The following is a 23,665-nucleotide window of genomic DNA, read 5'->3' as shown; positions in this document are numbered from 1 at the left end:
TCACCACCGTAGGATGGGGGCTAACCCATCAATTGGCTGATGGGTTAGCACCCATCCTACGGCCTGAACCACTGCCAAAGACTTAGAGCGAGGAAGATTTCAAAGCCCGCCGCTCTATAAGGGCGTAAAGCGGCCCCACTTAACTGAACAGCATTGCGCCAATTGGCGGGCTTTTTCGTTGCGGCAACTTTAGAACCTGTTTCGGATCTCGCGAGCTAGAGTCCTGCAAGGCAAAAACCGGCGAGGAAGCGGAGTGTACTTTTGTACATGAGCATTCCGAGCCGGTTTTTAACACCGCAGGGCAGACGCGCAGCAGATCCGAGGCTGGTTCTCAGCGTGCGTCAATCTGCTGCTGCAAATTCTGCACCTGCGCCTGCAGGGTGCTGATATTACGGGTCATCTGTGCGCGGAAGGCGTCAAACTCGGCCGTGCTGCTGCCGGCGGAACGGGTTTCCAGATCGCTTTTCAGCACCAGCAGGTCCTGCTCGACGCGAGCGATGGCCTGGTTGGGGTTGCCCTGTTTCTTCAGCGCATCGATCTCGCCGCTCAAGCCAGCCAGCTTCTCGTCGAGTTTGCTTTGCCCGGCCAGCGAGCTTTTCAGGGTGGCTTGCTCATTTTTCAGCACGGCTTGCTCGGCGCTCAGTTTGTTAAGAATGGCTTCGAGCTTTTCACCGCCACCTTCCTGGCCCTTCAGCTGCACGGCCAGCTGCTCAAGGCGTTTGCCCTGCTCGCTCTGCTGGCTGACAGCGCCCTGCTGTTGCTTGCTCAACTCGGCCAGTTTGTTCTCCAGCTGCTTGACCTGCAGTTTCAGCGCTTCGCTGCCGCTGGTGACCGAAGACTCGGTGGCCACCACCTTGCCGGAAATGTCCTGAATACGACCCGCAGCTTCCTCGCTGATGCGCGCGAAACTCTCCTGGGTGGCAACCAACTGCTGCTCCATCAGGCTGATCTGCTGAAAGCTCCACCAGCCAAGCCCGCCCAAAGCAATCATCAAAGCGCCAACCAGGGCCCAGAGTGGACCAGTGCTGGCCGCCTTCACCGGTGCAGCGGCCGCCGCGCGGCCATAAGTGTTGCCGCGTGCTAGCTCCGGGTGATCGGTGGCGTAGTCATCGTGATCGCGCTGATCAGCCCGCAGGCTGGGCACGTGATCGAGTTCATCGTGGGCATCGTTACGCATGGGTCAACCTTCAAGAAAGCGCGGGGTGAGGAGCCTGTCGGACTTAATACTGCTCTGCTGCAGAAAAGCCCGACAGGCTCCATGCAAATTTGCCGCGCAGTATAACGGTTCGCGCGCAGCGCTTCAGTGTCGCGCCATGCCAGTGCGAGGCGCACCGACGAAGGGCACGGCACAGGCCATCGACCCGCTGCAGCCCGCGCAGTTCCACAGAGTGTGAACTGGTATGCGCTTTGCACTTGTCTATTTGCGACGTTATCGCAGCACCAGGGAGCAAAGGGGCTGCAGGCGCGATCCGCACGCGGCAAACGCGGCGAGACCAGGCAGGTGGCATTCCGGATGGATGACGCCTAGCCCACTTGTACTAACGGGGGAAAGGTCCATGGAGCTGAACAGAGAAGTACTGGATTGCATGATGAGCCTGCGCCGCAGGCTGCGCGAAGAACTGACGGTGGACATTCGCATGAGCCAGCCGGATGCGATCAACAGCATGCTCAGCGCCTGCCTCACCTCAAGCAGCGAGGAAACCCGCCAACTCGGGCAACTGCTGGCCCAGTACAGCGACCGCCCCTTCGGCGAGCCCGCGAGCACACCACGTATGCAGGCAGGCCACCCGCTGCTGGTAGAAGAAAGCGCGCATCGCCCGCCCAGCGCCTCGGTGCGCATGTATCGCGGCCAACGCGTTTACGCCTGAAACCGGTTTACCCGCAGTCAGCTCGGATGATGCGCCTGCCACCAGGCGCAGAACTCATCCAGTGCGCTCCACAGGCTGGCCTTGGGTTCGTACTCCAGATACTGCTGCGCGCGGCTGATATCCAGGGAGAAATCCTTGGCCATCACCGCCACACCCAGGCGAAACAGGGTCGGCTCCGGGCGACCGGGTAGCAGCTTGCACACGCCCTCGTTCAGGGCCGCCGTGCCATACGCCAGGCCATAGGGCAGATGGCGGGTCACCGGCGGCAGGTCGAGTTTGCGCAGCACATAATTGACCACATCCCACAGCGGCACCGGCGCGCCATTGCTGATGTTGTAGACCTGCCCCAGCGCCGGGCCGGCGGCCAGCAGGCAGCTCATCAGCGCCTCGTTGAGGTTGTGCACACTGGTGAAATCAACCTTGTTTAGGCCGTTGCCGATAATCGACAAGCGTCCCTTGCGCTGCATATTGATCAAGCGCGGAAAGATGCTGGTATCGCCCGCCCCAGTGACAAAACGCGGACGCAGCGCCAGCACTTCCAGGCCGAATTCCTGGGCGGCAAACACCTGCTGCTCGGCGAGAAACTTGGTTTTGCCGTAGTGATCAGAAAAGCGCTTGGGCAACTGTTCTTCACGCAGACCGGTATGCGCTTGGCCATCGAAATACACCGATGGCGAAGACAGATGCACCAGGCGGCGCACCTTCTGTTTCAGGCAGGCATCTACCACGTTTTCGGTGACCGTGACGTTGGCCTGATAAAAGTGCTCGTAACGCCCCCACACCCCGACCGCGCCGGCGCAATGCACCACCGCATCGACATCCCGACACAGTTGCTGCACCAGCTCGGGGTCAGACAGATCACCCTGGACAAACTCTGCGCCACGCGAACACAGATGCTCAACGCCCTCGGCGCGCCGACCATTGACCCGCACACTCAAGCCCTGCTCCAAGGCAAAGCGGGCGAAACGCCCACCGATAAAGCCACTGGCTCCGGTTACCAGAATCTTCATTGCCGCCCCCTCTGCCGTGATTGCAGGCCACTCTAGCAGCGCACACCGGGCGCTGCCGTGGCATTGCAAGCCAGAACAACGACCGCACACACCCTGCGATAGGCCAACAGGGCCACACATAGCGACTAAGCTGCCCCCACACCACACAACAAAGGAGCACTGGATGGCCACGCACTGGATGATCTACGGCGCCAACGGCTACACCGGCCACCTGCTGGCAGCAGAGGCCAAGCGCCAAGGCCTCACGCCGATTCTGGCGGGGCGCAACCCGGCCGCTGTCCACGCTTTGGGCAGTCTGCTGGGCCTGGAGTGCCGGATATTCGATATCCATCAGCCGCAGCGGGCCAAGGAAGCCCTGGCCGATATTGCCGTGGTCGCCCACTGCGCCGGGCCGTTCTCCGCCACCAGCGCGCCGATGCTCGACGCCTGCCTGTCCAGCGCCACCCATTACGTCGATATCACTGGTGAAATCAGCGTGTTCGAGGCGGCCCATCAACGGGATCAACAAGCGCGCGAACTGGCTGTGGTGGTCTGCCCCGGCGTGGGTTTCGATGTGATACCCAGCGATTGCCTGGCCGCCTGTCTGCATCAGGCCCTGCCCGATGCCACGGGCCTGGCGCTGGGCTTCGACTCTGGCAGCGGGTTGTCGCCCGGTACGGCAAAAACCTCGGTGGAAGGCCTGAAGTTTGGCGGCAAGGTGCGCCGTGCAGGCGTTATCACCGATGTGCCGCTGGGCTATAAACGCCGCGCCATCAACTTTGGCCGTGGTGAAAAGCCAGCGGTGACGATCCCCTGGGGCGATGTGTCCACCGCCTACCACTCCACCGGCATCGACAATATTGAGGTGTACCTGCCGACGCCAACAGCAGCCGCGATCGTGATGCGCCTGATCGACCCGCTGCGCGCCCTGCTGGGCCTGGATGCGGTGCAGAACTGGCTCAAACGGCTGATCGAAAAACGCGTCAGCGGCCCGGATGAAGCCAGCCGCACCCGCCAACGCACCTGGCTCTGGGGCGAGGCACGCAACGCCGCAGGCGTGGTGAAGACCGCGCGCCTGGAAGCCGCCAACGGCTATGACGTCACCGTGCACGGCGCCTTGCTCGCGGTGCGGCACCTGCTCGATTACAACGGCCCCGGCGGCTACTTCACCCCCAGCAAGCTGCTCGGTGAGCGCTGCGTGGAACTGTTGCCGGGTTCAGGCAAGATCACCATCAGCTAAAGGCGCGCTCCAACTTGGTTACCTTCCGCCCCATCAGCGCAAGGTAACGCACCATTCTGCGCCAGGTTCAGCCTGCACCCTCTGGCCTAGCCCCTCACCACTCAAACGTCCCCGCGCCGCAATACAGGCTCAGCACGCGGCTTTCCGGCAGCCCGAGCGCTGCCGATCAATTTTATTTACGCGACCGTCAAACAATTCGCACGATCCTTGCAGAATAATCAACACAACCACCTTGTTTCCGCTTTCTGCCTGGAGCCACTGGATATGCCGCTACGCCTAAAGCTTGCCCTTAGCTATTTGTTTATTGGGCTTTTTCCTGTACTGGCGATGGCCTTTACGGTGTATTGGCAGGCCAGCAAGGCGCTGCAGGAACAGACACTGAACGCCCTGGATTCCGTAGCAAATATCAAACAAGTACAGCTACTGGATAACCTGCAGGCACGCCGCGACCAGCTCAGCACCCTGGCCAACAACCTGGGCACCAGTTACGGCGGCCTGACCGGGATGGCCCTGGTCAGCGCCTCCAATTACGACCGGCCGATCTACGAAAACTTTATCCAGACCTACGGCTACCGCGAGCTGAAGCTGATCACCAGCGACGGCACGGTGATCTTCAGCGTGCTGCGCGGCGACGACTACCAGCAGAACCTCACCCAAGGCCCGTGGCGTGAGCTGCCCATGGGCCAGTTGGCCAGCGCCGGGCTGAACCGCCAGGCCAGCCTGATCAGCGACCTGGCGATCAACCCGCAAACCGGTGAACCCAGCCAGTTTCTGATCAGCCCGGTAATCAGCGAAGGCGAGCTGATTGCGCTGTTGATGCTCGAATTACCAATCGCCCCGCTGAACAAGGTGATGCAAACCCGCCAGGGCCTTGGCGACGCCGGTGAAACCTATCTGGTCGGCGCCGACGGCCTACTGCGTTCGGACTCCGCACGCTTCAGCGAGCATCAGGTGCAGCGCGCCACACAGCGCCCCAGTGCCCTGTACGGCAATGCCATCGCCCGTGCATTGAACGGTGAGCAAGGGCAACTGGCTGAAACCGGCTTAAGCGGTCAGCCTGCACTGAAGGCCTTCGTGCCATTGGAATTCGATGGCCAGCACTGGGCGCTGATCGCCGAAATGGATCAGGCCCAGGCGTTTGCCCCGGTGCACGAATTGATGTGGCAGATCCTCCTGCTCGGCCTGCTTACTGTCGCCGCCGTGCTGTGCGCCACCTGGCTGGTCAGCCGCAGCGTAATGCGCCCGTTAGGCGGCGAGCCGGGCACCATGGCGCAACTGGCGCAGCGCCTGGCCGCTGGCGAGCTGCGCATCAGCCAGCAAGCCGGCCAAGGCAATGGCCTGATGCATGCCCTGCACGATATGGCCAATGCCTGGCGAGTGGTGATCGAACAACTGCGCCAGGCCAGCAATGCCGTGGGCCATGCCAGTGGCGATATTCTCAGCGCTGCCGGACAGACCAGCCAACGCCTCGACCAACAGCAGGAAGCCCTGGAAATGGTGGTCAGCGCGGTCGATCAGATGGCCGCCACCGTGCAGGAAATCGCCACCAGCGCCAGCCAAAGCGCCGACAGCAGTGAAGCCGCGCGGCATGCCTTTACCACCATGCAGGGCACCCTACAGCGCATGATCGGCCGCCAGGACCAACTGCTTGGCGGCCTGCGCGAGGCCGATCAGGTGGTGCAAACCCTGGCCGGCAATAGCCAACAGATTGCCTCAGTGCTGGAGGTGATTCGCGCCATCGCCGAGCAGACCAACCTGCTGGCCCTCAACGCCGCCATCGAAGCGGCCCGCGCTGGCGAGCAGGGCCGTGGCTTTGCTGTGGTCGCCGATGAGGTGCGCAGCCTGGCCATGCGCACCCGCACCGCCACCGAAGAAGTGGTGCAGATCATCGCCACCCTCGGCAATTCGTCCGCGCTGGCCCTGGCCAGCATGCAGGACTCCACCACCCAGGCCCGCGCCCTGGAAAATGAAACGCAAGCCGTACTGGGCTCACTCGGCCATCTGGATCACTCACTGCAGGCCGTGCATGACCTGGCCTTCCAGATCGCTGCGGCAGCTGAGCAGCAGGCGGCCACCACCCAGGAGGTCAACCAGCATATGCACCAACTCAGCGCCATGACCGCAGACAACCGGGAAAACGCCGCCAATACCCGCCAGTGCGGCGAGCACCTGCAAAATGTCGCCGGCAACCAGCAGCATCTATTGGCGCACTTTCAGCTGTAACCCCTTAGACCGCAGTGGTCACCAGCCAGGTGGCCGCATGCCGCTGCAGATGGCGGGTCAGCTCGCCCAGCAGCTCACCGCCATTGCGCCAGTGGTGCCAGTACAGCGGCACATCGATTGGCCGCTCGCTGATCAATTCGACCAGCTCGCCACGGGCCATCTCCCCCTGCACCTGCAGTTCGGGGATCAACCCCCAGCCAAAACCGGCCTGCGCCAGGCGGATAAAGCCCTCGGATGACGGGCACAGGTGGTGGGCAAACCCGCCTTCGACGCCCAGGCTGGACAGATAACGGTGCTGCAACAAGTCATCCGGGCCGAAGACGATAGCCGGTGCATGAGCCAGCGCCTGCGCCGTCACACCCGCCGGGAAATGCCGGGCAATAAACCCCGGGCTGGCCATGGCGCGGTAACGCATCGCCCCCAGCAGCACGGCGCGCGCACCGGCGACAGGGCGCTCGCTGGCGCATACGCAGGCCGCTACTTCACCGGCGCGCATGCGCTTGAGGCCGACCTCCTGATCCTCCACCACCAGATCCAGCAGTAAACGCTGTTCGGTACAGAACGCACCTACAGCGCCGGCCCACCAGGTGGCCAGGCTGTCGGCATTCAGGGCAATGCGCAGGCGCTCCGGTAAACCGCCCTCATCCAGCCCCGGCACCTGCGCCTGAATATCGCGCTCCAGCAAACGTACCTGTTGCACATGGTTAAGCAGGCGCCGACCGATTTCCGTGGGAGCCGGCGGCACTGCACGCACCAGCACCGGCTGGCCGACCCGCGCCTCGAGCAGCTTGATCCGCTGCGACACGGCCGACTGCGACAACCCCAGCACCTGCGCGGCCCGCTCGAAGCCGGCCTGCTCGACAACCGCAGCCAGGGCGGCGAGTAGTTTGTAATCCAGCAAAATAAGATTTCCTAATGAGCGATCAGGATTATTGGTTTCTCTTATATACCCAGCCGCAGCAGACTGACCAGCATCCCCCCTGAACAAGGCAATCCGCATGGCCGGCGAAACCTCACTGACAACTTTGCTGCGCAGCATGAGCCCACAGCTGAACGATGGCGCATACGTGTTCTGCTGTTTAAGCGATGCCGCGCAACTGAAGGGCGTGCAGCCGCTGGGCAGCTTTCAGGAAGCCGAAGGCCTCACCGTAATTGTGCAGCTCCAGCAGGCCGAACACCTGGGTTTGCCGTACAGCTACGTCGCCGCCTGGCTGACGCTGCATGTGCATTCGGCCCTGGAAGCCGTCGGCTTGACGGCTGCCGTCGCCAGCGCACTGGCTCAAGCTGGGATCAGCTGCAACGTGATCGCCGGTTTCTACCACGACCACCTGTTCGTCGCCCACGCCGATGGGCCGCGTGCGCTGGCCGTGCTGCAACAGCTCAGCGAGCAGGCGGAGTAACCGCTATGTGGCAGAGCTATAGCAATGGCTTACTGATCGCCGCCGGGCTGATCATCGCCCTCGGCGCACAGAATGCCTTCGTCCTGGCGCAAAGCCTGCGCCGCGAGCATCACCTGCCGGTGGCGCTGCTCTGCGTGGTCTGCGATGCCCTGCTGGTCGCAGCCGGGGTATTCGGCCTGGCCGCCGTATTGGCGCAAAACCCGATTCTGCTGGGTGTGGCGCGCTGGGGCGGCGCGGCGTTTCTGCTCTGGTATGGCGCCCAAGCGCTGGTTCGCGCCAGTCGTCCGCAGGCACTGAATCAGACCAGTGAGAGCGGCCCGCGCTCACGCCGTGCGGTGCTGCTGGCAGCCCTGGCAGTGACCCTGCTCAACCCGCACGTGTACCTCGACACCGTGTTGCTGATCGGCTCACTCGGCGCGCAGCAGCCGGTGCCCGGTGCCTATGCCCTGGGCGCGGCCAGCGCGTCTTTAATGTGGTTTTTCTGCCTGGCCCTCGGCGCGGCTTGGCTCGCTCCCTGGCTGGCGCGTCCAAGCACCTGGCGCTTTATCGATCTGGGCGTGGCGCTGATGATGTTCAGCATTGCCTGGCAGCTATTGAGCAACCCCGGCATGCTCTAAAACGGCCCTGATGCAATATGCCGAGGTGGTTTTCCACACAGTTGCCGCGTGTTTAAGGCGCGGGGCGAGTGCTATGATTCAGGGCTTGCGGCGCAAAGAGATAACTCACGCCGCTGAGATGGCCGCCCGTGATCGGCCTCGCGCACACCGCACCTGACCTGATTAGGAGATAGACAATGGCTTTCGAATTGCCGCCGCTGCCCTACGCACATGACGCCCTGCAGCCGCACATTTCCAAGGAAACCTTGGAATTCCACCACGACAAGCACCACAACACCTATGTCGTGAACCTGAACAACCTGGTCCCAGGCACCGAGTTCGAAGGCAAAACCCTGGAAGAGATCGTCAAGACTTCTTCGGGCGGCATCTTCAACAACGCCGCTCAGGTCTGGAACCACACCTTCTACTGGAACTGCCTGGCGCCTAACGCCGGTGGCCAGCCGACTGGTGCCCTGGCTGACGCGATCAACGCGGCCTTCGGTTCCTTCGACAAGTTCAAGGAAGAGTTCAGCAAAGTGTCCATCGGCACCTTCGGTTCCGGCTGGGGCTGGCTGGTGAAGAAAGCTGACGGCTCCCTGGCCCTGGCCAGCACCATCGGCGCCGGCTGCCCGCTGACCAGCGGCGACACCCCGCTGCTGACCTGCGACGTGTGGGAACACGCCTACTACATCGACTACCGCAACCTGCGTCCAAAGTATGTTGAGGCGTTCTGGAACCTGGTCAACTGGGACTTCGTAGCGAAAAACTACGCCGCCTAAGTACCTGCGTTACCCACAAGAAACCCGGCCCTGTGCCGGGTTTCTTGCTTATAGGCCAGGGGATTTAAAGCAGCTTGCGCGGCGCGAACGCCAGGTGCAGCGCCTCCACCTGCTGTACTGCATGGCTCAGGCGCTGATCGGCGATAACCGGCCCTAGGTACTCACACAGACCGATATACAGCAGGTTGAGCAACTGCCGTAACTGCTCAAGGCCCAAGCCAGCGGCCTCCAGCGCTGCGCCCTGCTCCAGCCAGGCACGCACCAGCAGACGCTGTTCGTTAGCCACACTCAACCCGGCAAGATTGCCCGCTGCAAAACGCCGCAAACGCGGCAGCAGCTCGGCCTCCAGCTCATTAAACAGCACCCGACTCAGCGCCTCGAAGGTATGCCGCGCCTGACTATCCGGGCCGCTCCGTAGCGGCGCCGCCACGCCCATCCGCTGCCGCCAGCTGAGCAGCAGCGGCTCCGGGTCCGGCAGCAAGGCCGATAGCGGCCCGGTCAGCGCGCCCACCAGCTCGCGGTAAAGTTTGGCGCGCTCCAGCTTGCGTTCAGTGGTCGCGGCCACTTCACCGAGAAACTCATTGAGGGCAAACGGCGGTTTGTCGGCATATTTGCTTTCCCACAGCGCCAGCACGGCCAGCAGTTCGTCCTCGGCAAAGTGCCCGGCCAGCCCGGTGTAGATCGCCCGTCGGCGAGTTGCCAGGCTCATCTCACACCTTCCTCGGCAGGTCGTGGCTGTCGAAGGTCACGGCCAGGTTGAACTCGGGATAGCCCACCTCGGCGTGCTCGGCATAATCCAGACCGCGCTGCTCATGTTGCGTGGAGGTGCGCAAACCAAGGGTTTTCGCCAGCAACAGATAGAGCATCAATGCCAACGGGAAGGCCCAGATAAACGCCACACCGGCGCCCAGCAGTTGCACGCCGACCCGCGACCAGTTGAACAGATCACCACTGAAGAACAGCCCGGCCGCCACGGTGCCCCAGACACCGGCAAAGCCATGCACGGGCACGGCGCCGACCACATCATCAAGCTGCCAACGCTCCAGCAGGCGCATGCCGAACACCACCACAAAACCGGCCACCAGCCCGGTCAGCAGGGCAAACAGCGGCGACATCGTCGCGCAACCGGCGGTGATGCCGACCAGGCCACCGAGCGAACCGTTCACCGTAGTCGTCAGCAGCACCGGGCTGGAGGTGCTGCGCTGCGCCAGAAACGCGCCAAGTGCCCCGGCCGACGCTGCCAGATGGGTATTCAGGGCAATCAGACCGAGGCTGACATTCATCTCCAGGCTGCTGCCGGCGTTAAAACCGAACCAGCCAACCCAGAGAATAAAGCCGCCCAGCGCGACCAGGCTGAGGTTGTGCCCGGGAATGCTGCGCGGCGTACCGTCCGCAGCAAAACGCCCCAGACGCGGCCCCAGCACCAGAATACCGGCCAGCGCACACCAGGCGCCGATGCTGTGCACCACGGTCGAGCCGGCAAAGTCGATAAAGCCCAGCGCCGCCAACCAGCCCTGGCCGCCATAGATGCCGCTCCACACCCAGCTGCCAAACACCGGGTAGATAAACCCGCTGATCACCACCGCGCCAATCAGGTAGGCCGAGTAACGCGTACGCTCGGCCATCGCGCCACTGGCGATGGTTGCTGCGGTGGCGGCAAACATCATCTGAAATAACAGAAAGGTGAAATCCCAGGGTTCGCCATCATGTGGCGCGAAATGGCTCATGCCGAACCAGCCGGTGATATTGCTGCCGAACATCAGACCGAAACCCAGCAGCCAGAAGGTGATGCCGCCGACGCAGCCGTCCATGTAATTTTTCATCATCACATTGACTGCGTTCTTCGCTCGCGACATGCCGCTTTCAAGCAAGGCAAAGCCGGCCTGCATAAAGAACACCAGCACGCTGGCCAACACCAGCCAAGCGGTGTTGAGCGCCTCATCGCTGGCCGCCTGAGCCAGTGGTGAAACCGCAAATGCAGCTATCCCTAACAGTCGAGTTTTCATCGCAGCGTCCCCCATGACGGTGAGTACCGGGGGCTTCGCAACTCTCATGCCAAAGGAAAAAATAGCTGGGCGCGCGTTTTAACCTTGCCTAGCAACGGCCCGAAGGCTGGCCACCAGGGATGGCAGCGCATAAAAAACCGCCCAACGGTGCTCAAGCCACAAGCAACTCGCACCGACACAGTGCAAGCAGCCAACACCGCTGCCAGTGGTCGCGCCATCGCCGCGCAGATAATTTGTTCGACAAAGTTTGGTAATGGCCCTTTGACTGCAAGCGCGACTTTGCCAATACTCACTAGCGTCTGACGCCGAAGGCCTCGAACAAGGAACCGTCATTTGAAGCTGGAACTCAAAAACAGCTTGTCACTTAAGTTGCTCCGCGTAGTGCTGCTTTCGGCACTGATCGTCGGCGTGGTCTTGAGTCTTGCCCAGATCGTCTTCGACGTTTACAAAACACGTCAGGCAGTGGCCAACGACGCGCACCGGATTCTCGGCATGTTCCGCGACCCCTCCACCCAGGCGGTTTACAGCCTGGACCGGGAAATGGGCATGCAGGTGATCGAAGGCCTGTTCCAGCATGAGTCGGTGCGCATGGCCGCCATCGGCCACCCCAACGAGCCGATGCTGGCGGAAAAAGCCCGAGAGCAAGTCGACATCCCCACGCGCTGGCTGACCGACCCGATCCTTGGTAAAGAACAGAATTTCACCACCCAACTGGTTGGCCGCGGCCCCTACAGCGAATACTACGGCGACCTCAGCATCACCCTCGACACGGCCCCCTACGGCGAGAGCTTTGTCACCAACTCGGTGATCATCTTTATCTCCGGTGTGCTGCGCGCCCTGGCCATGGGGCTGGTGCTGTACCTGGTCTACCACTGGCTGCTGACCAAGCCGCTGTCGAAGATCATCGAGCACCTGACCAATATCAACCCGGACCGCCCCAGCGAGCACAAGTTGCCGATGCTCAAGGGCAACGAGAAGAACGAACTGGGGCTGTGGATCAATACCGCCAACCAGCTGCTCTCCTCCATCGAACGCAACACCAACCTGCGCCGTGAAGCGGAAAACAGCCTGCTGCGCATGGCCCAGTACGACTTCCTTACCGGCCTGCCGAACCGTCAGCAGCTGCAACAGCAACTCGACCAGATTATCGAAGACGCCGGCCGCCTAAACCGGCGCGTGGCGGTGCTCTGCGTAGGTTTGGATGACTTCAAAGGGATCAACGAACAGTTCAGCTATCAGACTGGCGACCAGTTGCTGCTGGCCCTGTCCGACCGCTTGCGCAGCCACAGTGGCCGCCTCGGCGCCCTCGCCCGTTTGGGTGGTGACCAGTTCGCCCTGGTGCAGGCCGATATCGAGCAGCCTTACGAGGCCGCCGAGCTGGCGCAGAGCGTACTCGATGACCTCGACAACCCCTTTATGCTCGATCAGCAGCAAGTGCGCCTACGCGCCACCATCGGCATCACCCTGTTCCCGGAAGATGGCGACAGCACCGAGAAGCTGCTGCAGAAAGCCGAACAGACCATGACCCTGGCCAAAAGCCGCTCACGCAACCGCTACCAGTTCTATATCGCCAGCGTCGACAGCGAAATGCGCCGCCGCCGCGAGCTGGAAAAAGACCTGCGTGACGCCCTGGCTCTGGACCAACTGCATTTGGTTTACCAGCCGCAGGTCGACTACCGCGACCACAGCGTGGTTGGTGTTGAAGCGCTGCTGCGCTGGCAGCATCCGCAACATGGTTTCGTGCCGCCGGACCTGTTTATCCCGCTGGCCGAACAGAACGGCACCATCATCCCGATTGGCGAATGGATTCTCGACCAGACCTGCCGCCAACTGCGCGAATGGCACGATCAGGGCTTCACCGAGCTGCGTATGGCGGTCAACCTCTCCACCGTGCAGCTGCACCACGCCGAGCTGCCACGGGTGGTCAACAACTTGATGCAGGTCTACCGCCTGCCGCTGCGCAGCCTGGAATTGGAAGTCACCGAAACCGGCCTGATGGAAGACATCAACACCGCCGCCCAGCACCTGCTCAGCCTGCGTCGCTCCGGTGCTCTGATCGCGATTGATGACTTCGGTACCGGCTACTCCTCGCTGAGCTACCTGAAGAGCCTGCCGCTGGACAAAATCAAGATCGACAAGAGCTTCGTGCAGGACCTGCTGGAAGACGAAGACGACGCGACCATCGTGCGCGCCATCATCCAGCTGGGTAAGAGCCTTGGCATGCAGGTCATCGCCGAGGGCGTGGAAACCGTCGAGCAAGAGGCTTACATCATCGCTCAGGGTTGTAACGAGGGTCAGGGCTACCTGTACAGCAAGCCGCTGCCGGCCCGCGAGCTAACTGCTTACCTGAAACAGGCCAGGCGATTGAACAGCGCCGCCAACCCCGCCACGCTCTAGCGCCGACGCCTACAAAAAAGCCCGCCAATTTTGGCGGGCTTTTTTATGCGCGGCGCTTTCACCTAGAAGCTGTTGATACCGAGCAACCAGGCTGCTGCCAGCGCGCCGGCCAGACACAGCACAACACCGCCAGCTGCCTGCCAGTAGAACTGCCGCACCAGCTCATCCTCGCCGGCGCAGGAGAGGATAAACGGCTGCGCCTCACGCGGCTTACTCAGGTGATGCTGCACCGGCTGAGTGCTTTGCCGACGATGCCGGTCTTCAGCTTCCAGGCCCGCAGCCAGCTGTACGCGCTGCCATTCACGCTCATCCAGCTGGCCATTGCCGTCGCTGTCAAAGCGCTGCAGCAGGCCGCCGAAGTCGCCCTTCCATTCGCGGATTACCGCACCTTGAGCGGCTGGCAGATCCAGGCCCTGGCGACCGCCACCGCTGCTGCGAAAATCACCAATGGCATACAACGGCTGGCCGGCATGCAAACGCTCCTCGGTATAGCGGTAACGCTCGTCGTTGCTGAACAGCGCGCGCCAACCGGTTTTCGCCGCGCCCAGCGGGTGACGCAAGCTGCCTTTCCAGACTTCACGGGTCAGCGGCCGCACCTGTGCGCCGCGCGGGTCGACCAGGCAGCTGCCGGTGCTGTCGTCGAGTCGCAGCAACGCCTCACTACTGCCGCTTTCCAGGGTGCGCCAGCTGCGTTTCTTGCCGTTTGAGGTGTACTCCTCGATCTTGTAACGCCACCACAAGCAGGGCGTATTGGTCAGCGGCCCGAGTAGGGCAGGCTCGGCGCTGTCATGCAGTACGCCGTAGAACTCGACATAGCCCTGGGCCGCCGAGCGAATCTTCGACGTCGGCGTATCAAGCAGATGCCGCGCCTGGGAGAAACGCCGCAAGAACCACCACGCCCCGCCCGCGCTGACCGCCAAACTGCAGGCCAGCCCGACAACCTGTCCTTGAATATCCACGGCTTAGCCAAACAGCGACTTGAGGTCGACATCGGCTTTTTCGCCTTCGCTGAACTCCAGCAGCGCCGCTTCCTTGAAAGCGAAAGCGCGAGCGACGATCACGTCGGGGAACTGCTCGATGCGCACGTTGTTCAGGTTGACCGCCTCGTTGTACAGCTCGCGGCGGTCGGCAATGCCGTTTTCCAGGCCGCTGATGCGCTGCTGCAGGTGCTGGAAGCTCTCATTGGCTTTCAGTTCCGGGTAGTTCTCGGCCAAGGCAAACAGCTGACCGAGGCCGGCGCGCAGCCCTGTCTCGGCCTTGCCCAGGGCATTCATGTCACCCTTGGCCTGTGCGCTGGAAACCGCCTGGCGTGCGGCAATCACCGCTTCCAGGGTGCCGCGCTCGTGCTGCATGTATTGCTTGCAGGTTTCCACCAGCTTGGGCAATTCCTCATGGCGCTGCTTGAGCATCACATCGATGTTCGACCAGGCCTTGCTCACGCCGTGCTTCAAACGCACCAGCGCGTTGTAGAGCATCACGGCATACGCCGCGAGGAGGACCAACAGCACAATGATGACAACACTGGTAAGGCTCATGCGGAACTCCTGAGTGGTTCTTGAAGGCAGCTGTGTGGGCATTTTAGCCGTATCAAATGGCCCAATCGCAGAGTTTGCGGTGAAAAAGCTGCATTGACCCTTTGCGCAAAATGAAAATCTTTCGCATTATGTTTCGGCTTTTGTACCCGCGCGCGTGGGTGCTTACTCTCACCAGCAAAGGATTCCGCCATGCTTCGTATGCCCCTGGCCTCTGCCAGCCTGCTTGCCATCGCCATTTCACTCGCCGGTTGCGGTGAAGACAAAGCGCCAGCCAGCCAAGCCGCCGCACCTGCTGCCAGCAGCGCCAGCGCCCCGGCAGCAGCCACCAGCCAAGTCGATGAAGCCGCCAGCAAAGCTGTGGTCAGCCACTACGCAGACCTGGCCCTGGCCGTATTCAGCGACGCTGCCAGCACTGGCAAAACCCTGCAAGCAGCCGTAGACGCCCTGCTCGCCAACCCGAATGACGACACCCTGAAAGCCGCCCGCGAAGCCTGGCTGGCTGCCCGTGTGCCGTATATGCAAAGTGAAGTGTTCCGCTTCGGCAACGCCGTGGTCGACGACTGGGAAGGCCAGCTGAACGCCTGGCCGCTGGACGAAGGCCTGATCGACTACGTTGCCGCCGACTACCAGCACGCCCTGGGCAACCCAGGCGCGCAGGCCAACATCATTGCCAACACCGAGATCCAGGTCGGCGAAGACAAGCTCGATGTCAGCACCATCACCCCGGAGCTGCTGGCCAGCCTGAATGAACTGGGCGGCTCCGAAGCCAACGTTGCCACCGGCTACCACGCCATCGAATTCCTCCTCTGGGGCCAAGACCTGAACGGCAGCGGCCCAGGTGCCGGCGAGCGTCCAGCCAGCGATTATGTGGTGGGTGAAGGCGCCACTGGCGGCAACAACGAGCGCCGTCGCGCCTTCCTCAAGGCTGCCACCGACCTGCTGGTCAGCGACCTCGATGCAATGGTCGGCGAATGGCAAGCCGGCAAAACCGACAACTACCGCGCCACGCTGGAAGCCGACACCGCTGAAAACGGCCTGCGCAAGATGCTGTTCGGCATGGGCAGCCTGTCCCTCGGCGAACTGGCCGGCGAGCGCATGAAGGTCGCACTGGAAGCCAACTCCACCGAAGACGAGCACGACTGCTTCAGTGACAACACCCACAACTCGCACTTCTACAACGGCAAAGGTATTCGCAACGTCTACCTGGGCGAGTACAAGAAGGTCGATGGCACCACCCTGACCGGCCCAAGCCTGTCGTCGCTGGTGGCCAAGGTTGACGCCGCCGCTGACAGCACCCTGAAAGCCGATCTCGAAGCCACCGAAGGCAAGCTGCAGGCGCTGGTCGACAGCGCGAACAACGGCAAGCACTTCGATCAGCTGATCGCCGCCGACAACGCCGAAGGCCAGCAGATCGTTCGTGATGCCATCGCTGCTCTGGTCAAGCAGACCGGTGCAATCGAGCAGGCCGCCGGCAAGCTCGGTATCAGTGATCTCAACCCCGATACCGCTGACCACAGCTTCTAAGCTGCGTAGGACTTGCTGCGACTCACGAAGTCCTAGCTTGTAGTGATGAAAAAGCCGCGACTCCTTACCCGAGTCGCGGCTTTTTTACGCCAGCCATTTTTATGGCGAGACTGATGCGGGAGGGGCTTCAGCCGCGACAACCACCGCTGAAGCGCCTCCCACAGTGGATCGTTGGCTGGCCCCGATCACGGCCAAGCACGCCCCTACAGGGCCGAAATCGCCGACAACAGTCAGCTCGGATATAGCCTTTTTTGGCACCCTGCGACCTTTGACCACCAGCGATAATGCAAATCCGTCTTATTTAAAACGGGTCAGGCTGTTAAGATCTGCCGCCTGTTTTTCTGTTGCGGATGTCCTTTCATGTTTGCCCCGCATCGCATTGCGCTGCTGTTGGCCTTGGGCCTGAGCCTGGTCGCCTGCGATAAGACTCCCCAGTTCACCCAAGCCGAGCCCGGCGAAGCCCTGTCCGCAGGCAGCACCACCGTGCGCAAGGCTGACCAGAACGCTTTCTCCCTGCCATCCGCCAACCTGTCACCGTCACGGCGCCTGGATTTCAGCGTCGGCAACAGCTTCTTTCGTAACCCCTGGGTTACCGCACCCGCCACCACCACCGCGCGTGACGGCCTAGGCCCGCTGTTCAACACCAACGCCTGCCAGAACTGCCATATCAAGGACGGCCGCGGCCATCCGCCGGCGCCTGATGCGATCAGCTCGGTGTCGATGTTGGTGCGCCTGTCGATTCCAGCGCGCAGCGAACACGCCGCAATCATCCAGCGCCTTGGCGTGCTGGCCGAGCCCACCTACGGCGCTCAGCTGCAGGATATGGCCAACCCGGGCGTCGCGCCCGAGGGCAAGGTGCGCGTCAGCTACAGCACGCAGCAGGTCAGTTTTGCCGATGGCACCCAGGTCGAGCTGCGTCAGCCCAGCCTGGAAATCAGCCAGCTCGGTTATGGCGTCCTGCATCCCGACACGCTGTTTTCCGCGCGCATCGCCCCGCCGATGATCGGCCTGGGCCTGCTCGAAGCTATTCCCGAAGCGGCCATCCTGGCCAATGCCGACCCGGATGACCGCAATGGCGATGGCATTTCCGGGCGCGCCAACCAGGTCTGGGACCGCGAGCAACAACGCACGGTACTCGGTCGTTTTGGCTGGAAAGCCGGCCAACCCTCGCTCAACCAGCAGAATGCTGACGCCTTTGCCAACGACATGGGCCTGACCAGCACGCTGGTGGACCATGACAACTGCACAGCGGCGCAGATCGACTGCCGCAGCGCGCCCCATGGCGGCGAGCCCGAGGTCAGCGACAATATCCTCGCCAGTGTGCTGTTCTACACCCGCAACCTCGGCGTCCCCGCGCGTCGTGGCGCAGACACGCCGCAGGTGCTGGCTGGCAAGAACCTGTTCTACCAGGCTGGTTGCCAGGGCTGCCATACCCCGCAGTTCACCACCGCCAGTGACGCCGCCGAACCCGAACTGGCCAATCAGCTGATTCGCCCCTACAGCGACTTGCTGCTGCATGACATGGGCGAAGGCCTGGCTGACAATCGCCCGGAATTTCTCGCCAGCGGCCGCGAATGGCGCACCCCGCCACTCTGGGGCATCGGCCTGACCGAAACAGTCAACGGCCACACCCAGTTCCTGCATGACGGCCGCGCGCGCAACCTGCTGGAGGCCATCCTCTGGCACGGCGGTGAGGCCGAGGCGGCCAAGCAGCAGGTGCTGACTTTCAATGCCGACGAGCGCAGCGCGCTGTTGGCTTTTCTGAATTCCTTGTAAGGAGCCGCAGATGATCCGCTCACCCCTCACGCTCGCCCTGCTCAGCCTCACGCTCACCGCCTGCAGCCCCAGCGACCCGCAGCAGCAGGTCAGCCGTGCGCTCACCGATGGCGTATTGCTGCCGATCTACAGCGCCTGGAGTGAAGCCGACCGCCAACTGGCTGTCAGCGGCCAGGCCTTCTGCACGGGCCAGCAGAACCTCGCCGAAGCCCGCCAGGCCTTCGCCAGTGCGCAAAGCGCCTGGGCTGCCGCACAACCGGTGGCCTTCGGCCCACTGGCGGAAGGCAACCGCGCCTGGCAGGTGCAGTTCTGGCCGGACAAGAAGAACCTGGTAGCACGCCAGGTCGAAGCACTGGTCAACAGCAAACCCGAGCTGACCCCGGCCGATCTGGATAAATCCAGCGTCGTGGTGCAAGGCCTGACCGCCTATGAATACCTGCTGTTCGATCCAGCCATCGACCTGAACATCGCCGAACAGAAAGCCCGCTACTGCCCGCTGATCGTCGCCATTGGTCAACACCAGCAAGTGCTCGCCGCCGATGTGCTGAGCCAGTGGCAAGCCAAGAACGGTATGGCCGCGCTGCTCAAGGACTTCCCCAACGCGCGCTACGCCGAAGCCCCGGAAGCGGTGGCCGAACTGCTGCGCACCCAGGTCAGCGCCATCGACGGACTGAAGAAGAAACTCGGCACGCCACTCGGCCGCCAGAGCAAAGGCCAGCCGCAGCCCTATCAAGCCGAAGCCTGGCGCAGCAAAGCCAGCCTAGCCAACCTCGCCGCCAGCCTGGCCAGCGCCGAACGCATCTGGCTGGGCGCCGAACAGGACGGCATCCAGGCGCTGCTTGGCAGTGATCAAGACGCGCTGAAACAACGCATCAACGCCGCCTACAGCGACACCCGCCAGCGCCTGGCCGCCGCCCAGCGCCCGCTCGGCGAACTGCTTGGCGATGAAGCCGGGCGCGCCGAGGTCAACGCCCTGTACGACAGCCTGAATGTGCTGCACCGCCTGCATGAAGGTGAGCTGGCGAAAGTGCTGGGTATCCAGCTGGGCTTTAACGCCCATGACGGCGACTAAAGCATGCAGATCAATCGCAGAGCATTCCTCGGTCTCACCGGCGCGGCGCTGGCCGCCAGTGCCCTGGGTGGCTGGACATTGATGCACAGCGGCGCGCAGCCGCTGCTGCTATCGGCGCGTAACGACAGCGCTGGCAAACACTTTGCGGTCGGCTACCGGCTGGATGGCAGCCAGGTATTTGCCACCCAGGTCAACGAGCGCTGCCACGATGTGATCGGTCATCCATTTCTGCCGATGGCACTGTTTGTCGGCCGCCGTCCGAGCACCCAGAGCTACCTGATCGACACCCGCGACGGCCGCCTGCTGCAGACCCTGAATACGCCCAAGCAGCGCCACTTCTACGGCCACGCGGTGTTCCACAAGGACGGCGAATGGCTGTACGCCACCGAGAACGACACCGCCGATCCCGGTCGCGGTGTACTCGGCGTCTATCGCCTGCAAGGTGAACAGTTGCTGCGCAGCAGCGAGCTGCCGACCCACGGCATCGGCCCGCACCAGCTGCTCTGGCTGCCAGATGGCGAAACCCTGGCGGTGGCCAATGGCGGCATCCGCACCGAAGCCGACAGCCGGGTGGAAATGAACCTCGACGCTATGGACTCCAGCCTGGTGCTGCTGCGCCGCGACGGCAGCCTGCTCAGCCAGGAGCAGCTGCCCGAACGAATGAACAGCGTGCGCCATATGGCGGTGGCCAGCGACGGCACCCTGGTGACCGGCCAGCAATATATGGGCGAGATCAGCGATGTGGTGCCGCTGCTGGCGATCAAGCGCCCTGGCCAGCCCTTCCAGCACTTCCCGGTGGCCGATGCGCAGCGCCAGCTGATGAACCAGTACACCGCCAGCGTGGCGATCCACAGCGAGCTGCGCCTGCTGGCGCTGACCGCACCGCGCGGCAACCGGGTATTTATCTGGGACCTGGACAGCGCCGAACTGCGCCTGGATGCGCCCCTGGCCGACTGCGCCGGAGTGGGCGCGGTGGCTGAAGGCTTTGTGGTCAGCAGTGGCGTCGGCCGTTGCCGCCTGTACGACTGCCGCAGCGCCCAGATCAGCAGCCAGCCCCTGCAACTCCCCGCCGGCCTGTGGGACAACCACCTGCGCCTGGTCTAAGCGCCCCAGCGCTGAATCTGTAATACGCCTGCGGCACGCTAAAGAACGCTGCCGCAGAGCCGATCTATACTCCTAGCTAGCCGTTGCTTCCAGGCACCCGGCCCAGCCGATACCAGTCGATAGGGATCTTCGCAGTTAGGGCGCGTTCTGCGTCACTGGCATCCCGCCTTCCACACTCAGGGGTATCACCCATGTTTCTGCAAAAATCCTTGCGCGCGCAAATTCTCGCCCTGCTCGGCGGCAGCCTGGCGCTGATTCTGGTCACGGCACTGGCTTGCTTCAGCTTCCTTTCCAGCGGCATGCAGGCCTACCGCAGCCTGCTTGATGGCCCGCTGGAGGCCTCGGCGCTGATCGACTCGACCAACCTGAACTTCAAGACCCAGGTACAGGAATGGAAAAACGTCCTGCTGCGTGGCAGCGACAAAGCCCAGCTGGACAAATACTGGAGCCAGTTTGAGGCGCAGGAACGCAAGGTTCAGGACTTACTGGGCAAATTGAGCGAAGAGGCTGGTAACGACCGCGAACTGAAGACCAAGGTCGATACATTGCGCAGCGAACACCAGACGCTCGGCGCCAACTACCGCAAGGGTCGCGATGCCTTTGTCGCTGCCGGCGGTGACGCTGCGGTTGGCGACAAGGCGGTGTCCGGTATTGACCGCAACACCGCACAACAATTGGAGGCTCTGTCCAGCGAGTTGCACAAGCAGAGCCTGGAGCAGGCCAGCCTGATCAACGCTGCGGCCGACCGCACCATCACCCTCGGCACCCTGCTGATGCTCGGCGCCACCGTGGTGATTGCGCTGTTCAGCCTGTGGCTGGTCAACCGTAACCTGATCAACCCGATTCGCGAGCTGATCGAGCATATCGCCCAGCTTAGCCAGGGTAACTTCGGCAAGCGTGTCGACTCCACTCGCCAGGACGAGCTGGGCAACCTGGCCGTTGCCGCAAATATCCTGCGCGACTTCCTCTCCGACACCTTTACCCGCTTGAAGCGCAGCACCGCTGATCTGGACACCGCCAGCGGCGAACTCAACTCCATCGCCACGCTGATGGCCCAGGGCACCCGCGAGCAGTTCTCGCGCACCGACCAGGTCGCCACGGCCATGCATGAAATGTCCGCCACGGCCCAGGAGGTCGCCCGCCACGCCGCCGAAGCCGCCGGCGCGGCCGATGCCGCCGACAGCGCCGCGCGCCAGGGCGAAACAGTGATGCAGGCAACCATCAAGACCATCACCGACATTCGCGGTGAGATCAGCAACACCTCGGAGGTAATTCGCCGCCTGGAAGCCGACAGCGGGCGCATCGGCAAGGTACTGGAAGTGATTCGCGGCATCGCCGAACAGACCAACCTGCTGGCGCTCAACGCCGCCATCGAAGCCGCCCGCGCCGGCGAACAGGGCCGCGGCTTTGCCGTGGTGGCCGACGAGGTGCGCACCCTGGCGCAGCGCACCGCCGAGTCCACTGCAGAAATCCACCAGATCATCGACACCGTACAAACCGGTGCGGTGAATGCGGTGCGCGCCATCGAGAGCGGCCAACACCGCAGCGAGGAAGGCGTGACTCAGGTCACCGAGGCCGGCGCCACGCTGCAGCTGATCACCAGCGCGGTGGAAGCGATTCGCGATATGAACCGACAGATCGCCACCGCCGCCGAAGAACAGACCTCGGTGGCCGAGGACATCTCGCGCAACCTCACCGAAATCACCGCCATCGCCACGGCCAACCAGGAGAACGTGCAGCGCACTGAAAGCGCCGGTCAAAACCTGCAAGTGCTCTCCGGGCAACTCAACGAAGTGACCCAGCGCCTGAGTGCCTGACGCCCAGAGGTCAGCACAGCGCAACAAACAAAATGCCAGCATATGCTGGCATTTTGCTTAAAAAGCACTTGATCAATCAGGCAAGTTTTGTACAACGCTATTTTGCAAATGCGAATCTTTGACAGGCCTTTGCGCGAGGTCTAATGTGCCCCTCTTGCCTATTCCCAGGCTATCCAACCGCCTTGCCAAGGAACCGGAATATGTTGCTCCGCCGCATGCTGATCATGCTCGGCGCAGTACTCGTCGTGGTACTCGCCCTCGCCGCCTACAAAGGCTTCTCCATCTACCAACAAGTGCAGATGTTCTCCGCGCCGCAGCCGGCCATCAGCGTCGATGCCGCAACGGCCGAAGAGCGCCCGTGGCAGGGCCGCTTGCCAGCCATCGGCACACTCAAGGCCTTCCAGGGCGTTAACCTCACCGTAGAGGTCGGCGGCACCGTGCAACAGGTGCTGTTCCGCTCCGGTGAACAGGTCACCCTGCAGCAGCCGCTGATCCAGATGGACAGCGATGTCGAGCAGGCCAGCCTGGCCACCGCCGAGGCAGAGCTGGGCCTGGCCCGCGTGGAATACGAGCGCGGCCGCAGCCTGGTCAATCGCCAGAGTATCTCGAAAAGCGAGTTCGACCGCCTCTCCGCCAGCCTGCAGAAGGCCAACGCCAGCGTTGCCCAACTGAAAGCCATGCTGGCGAAAAAGCGCATCATCGCGCCGTTTGCCGGCACCATCGGCATCCGCCAGGTCGACGTCGGTGACTACCTGTCCTCGGGCACCACCATCGCCACCCTGCAGGACCTGAGCAAGCTCTACGTCGACTTCTTCCTGCCCGAGCAGGCGGTGCCCAAGCTGGCCATCGGCGAGCGCGTGCGCTTTAGCGTGGCGGCTTACCCGAATGAGGTGTTCGAGGGCGAAATTGCCGCGATCAACCCCAAGGTCGAAGACGCCACCCGCAACGTGCAGGTGCGCGCCATGCTGGTCAACCCGGAAAGCAAACTGCTGCCCGGCATGTTCGCCAACCTGGAAGTACTGCTACCGGGCGAGCAGAACCTGATCGTCGTTCCGGAAACCGCCATCACCTACACCCTGTATGGCAATTCGGTGTACGTGATCGGCGAGAAGAAGGCTGAAGACGGCCAGGTGGTCAAAGACGACAAAGGCCAGGCCGAACTGGTGGTCGAGCGCCGCTTCGTCGAAACCGGCGAGCGCCGCGCAGGCCAGGTGGTGATCAGCAAAGGTCTGCAAGCCGGTGAGCAAGTGGTGTCCGCCGGCCAGCTGAAGCTGGACAACGGCGCCCACGTCAGCATCGCCAACTCGCAGGACAAGCCAAGCGCCAATTAATCCGGCGC

20 protein-coding genes are annotated in these 23,665 nt (G+C 62.7%); 13 read left to right on the top strand and 7 right to left on the bottom strand.

Annotated elements, in window-relative coordinates; genetic code table 11:
• Positions 1-331: 331 nt before the first annotated feature.
• Positions 332-1,177 carry an ATPase gene (locus P3C18_RS05400; protein ID WP_275960827.1) on the bottom strand — a complete coding sequence of 282 codons (846 nt, stop codon included), beginning with the start codon at positions 1,175-1,177 and terminating at the stop codon, positions 332-334.
• Positions 1,178-1,556: 379 nt separating this feature from the next.
• Between P3C18_RS05400 and P3C18_RS05395 the strand changes: the two genes are divergently transcribed.
• Positions 1,557-1,868 carry a hypothetical protein gene (locus P3C18_RS05395; RefSeq protein ID WP_275960826.1) on the top strand — a complete coding sequence of 104 codons (312 nt, stop codon included), beginning with the start codon at positions 1,557-1,559 and terminating at the stop codon, positions 1,866-1,868.
• A 17-nt stretch (positions 1,869-1,885) separates the two neighbouring features.
• Here P3C18_RS05395 and P3C18_RS05390 read toward each other — a convergent pair whose 3' ends face one another.
• Entirely contained in the window at positions 1,886-2,878 is a 993-nt protein-coding gene (locus tag P3C18_RS05390; RefSeq protein ID WP_275960825.1) for an NAD-dependent epimerase/dehydratase family protein, read from the bottom strand.
• Between the two features lie 163 nt (positions 2,879-3,041).
• On the opposite strand from P3C18_RS05390, the gene P3C18_RS05385 reads away from it, so the two are divergent.
• Together P3C18_RS05385 and P3C18_RS05380 are read left to right on the top strand one after the other, a co-directional pair.
• Positions 3,042-4,097: a saccharopine dehydrogenase NADP-binding domain-containing protein gene (locus P3C18_RS05385; protein WP_275960824.1), complete on the top strand. Its 1,056-nt coding sequence runs from the start codon at positions 3,042-3,044 to the stop codon at positions 4,095-4,097.
• A 264-nt stretch (positions 4,098-4,361) separates the two neighbouring features.
• Positions 4,362-6,320 (top strand): methyl-accepting chemotaxis protein, encoded by a 1,959-nt coding sequence (locus tag P3C18_RS05380; protein ID WP_275960823.1) that lies wholly within the window; start codon positions 4,362-4,364, stop codon positions 6,318-6,320.
• Between the two features lie 4 nt (positions 6,321-6,324).
• On the opposite strand, the gene P3C18_RS05375 is transcribed toward P3C18_RS05380, so the two are convergent.
• Positions 6,325-7,221: a LysR family transcriptional regulator ArgP gene (locus P3C18_RS05375; RefSeq protein WP_275960822.1), complete on the bottom strand. Its 897-nt coding sequence runs from the start codon at positions 7,219-7,221 to the stop codon at positions 6,325-6,327.
• Between the two features lie 97 nt (positions 7,222-7,318).
• Here P3C18_RS05375 and P3C18_RS05370 point away from each other — a divergent pair, with 97 nt between their 5' ends.
• The 3 genes from P3C18_RS05370 to P3C18_RS05360 all read left to right on the top strand — a co-directional run bounded on the left by P3C18_RS05370 (position 7,319) and on the right by P3C18_RS05360 (position 9,095).
• Entirely contained in the window at positions 7,319-7,720 is a 402-nt protein-coding gene (locus P3C18_RS05370; RefSeq protein ID WP_275960821.1) for an ACT domain-containing protein, read from the top strand.
• 5 nt (positions 7,721-7,725) lie between these two features.
• The gene (locus P3C18_RS05365; protein ID WP_275960820.1) at positions 7,726-8,337 is read left to right on the top strand and encodes a LysE/ArgO family amino acid transporter; all 612 of its coding nucleotides are present in this window, start codon (positions 7,726-7,728) and stop codon (positions 8,335-8,337) included.
• Between the two features lie 176 nt (positions 8,338-8,513).
• Complete coding sequence (locus P3C18_RS05360) at positions 8,514-9,095, top strand: Fe-Mn family superoxide dismutase (protein WP_090249029.1); 582 nt, start codon at positions 8,514-8,516, stop codon at positions 9,093-9,095.
• A 64-nt stretch (positions 9,096-9,159) separates the two neighbouring features.
• Here P3C18_RS05360 and P3C18_RS05355 read toward each other — a convergent pair whose 3' ends face one another.
• Positions 9,160-9,804 (bottom strand): hypothetical protein, encoded by a 645-nt coding sequence (locus P3C18_RS05355; protein WP_275960819.1) that lies wholly within the window; start codon positions 9,802-9,804, stop codon positions 9,160-9,162.
• Position 9,805: 1 nt separating this feature from the next.
• Positions 9,806-11,101: an ammonium transporter gene (locus P3C18_RS05350; protein ID WP_275960818.1), complete on the bottom strand. Its 1,296-nt coding sequence runs from the start codon at positions 11,099-11,101 to the stop codon at positions 9,806-9,808.
• 333 nt (positions 11,102-11,434) lie between these two features.
• On the opposite strand from P3C18_RS05350, the gene P3C18_RS05345 reads away from it, so the two are divergent.
• Positions 11,435-13,498, top strand: coding sequence for a GGDEF domain-containing phosphodiesterase (locus P3C18_RS05345; RefSeq protein ID WP_275960817.1), 2,064 nt, complete (start codon positions 11,435-11,437; stop codon positions 13,496-13,498).
• Between the two features lie 62 nt (positions 13,499-13,560).
• Here P3C18_RS05345 and P3C18_RS05340 read toward each other — a convergent pair whose 3' ends face one another.
• Positions 13,561-14,457 (bottom strand): GIDE domain-containing protein, encoded by an 897-nt coding sequence (locus tag P3C18_RS05340; RefSeq protein WP_275960816.1) that lies wholly within the window; start codon positions 14,455-14,457, stop codon positions 13,561-13,563.
• Positions 14,458-14,460: 3 nt separating this feature from the next.
• On the bottom strand, positions 14,461-15,033 hold the full coding sequence (locus P3C18_RS05335; protein WP_275960815.1) for a LemA family protein: 573 nt from the start codon (positions 15,031-15,033) through the stop codon (positions 14,461-14,463).
• Between the two features lie 189 nt (positions 15,034-15,222).
• On the opposite strand from P3C18_RS05335, the gene P3C18_RS05330 reads away from it, so the two are divergent.
• The 6 genes from P3C18_RS05330 (at position 15,223) to P3C18_RS05305 (ending at position 23,657) form a co-directional block, all read left to right on the top strand.
• Positions 15,223-16,557, top strand: coding sequence for an imelysin family protein (locus tag P3C18_RS05330; RefSeq protein ID WP_275960812.1), 1,335 nt, complete (start codon positions 15,223-15,225; stop codon positions 16,555-16,557).
• A 360-nt stretch (positions 16,558-16,917) separates the two neighbouring features.
• The gene (locus P3C18_RS05325; protein ID WP_275960811.1) at positions 16,918-18,333 is read left to right on the top strand and encodes a di-heme oxidoredictase family protein; all 1,416 of its coding nucleotides are present in this window, start codon (positions 16,918-16,920) and stop codon (positions 18,331-18,333) included.
• A gap of 10 nt (positions 18,334-18,343) precedes the next feature.
• Positions 18,344-19,405 carry an imelysin family protein gene (locus tag P3C18_RS05320; protein WP_275960809.1) on the top strand — a complete coding sequence of 354 codons (1,062 nt, stop codon included), beginning with the start codon at positions 18,344-18,346 and terminating at the stop codon, positions 19,403-19,405.
• Positions 19,406-19,414: 9 nt separating this feature from the next.
• Positions 19,415-20,509 (top strand): DUF1513 domain-containing protein, encoded by a 1,095-nt coding sequence (locus P3C18_RS05315; protein ID WP_275961588.1) that lies wholly within the window; start codon positions 19,415-19,417, stop codon positions 20,507-20,509.
• Positions 20,510-20,700: 191 nt separating this feature from the next.
• Complete coding sequence (locus P3C18_RS05310) at positions 20,701-22,326, top strand: methyl-accepting chemotaxis protein (RefSeq protein WP_275960808.1); 1,626 nt, start codon at positions 20,701-20,703, stop codon at positions 22,324-22,326.
• A 200-nt stretch (positions 22,327-22,526) separates the two neighbouring features.
• Positions 22,527-23,657, top strand: coding sequence for an efflux RND transporter periplasmic adaptor subunit (locus P3C18_RS05305; protein ID WP_275960806.1), 1,131 nt, complete (start codon positions 22,527-22,529; stop codon positions 23,655-23,657).
• The last annotated feature ends 8 nt before the right edge of the window (positions 23,658-23,665 follow it).

This window comes from Pseudomonas sp. 1928-m (genome assembly GCF_029269135.1).
GTDB lineage: Bacteria > Pseudomonadota > Gammaproteobacteria > Pseudomonadales > Pseudomonadaceae > Aquipseudomonas.
This window is presented reverse-complemented; position numbering and strand designations above follow the sequence as displayed.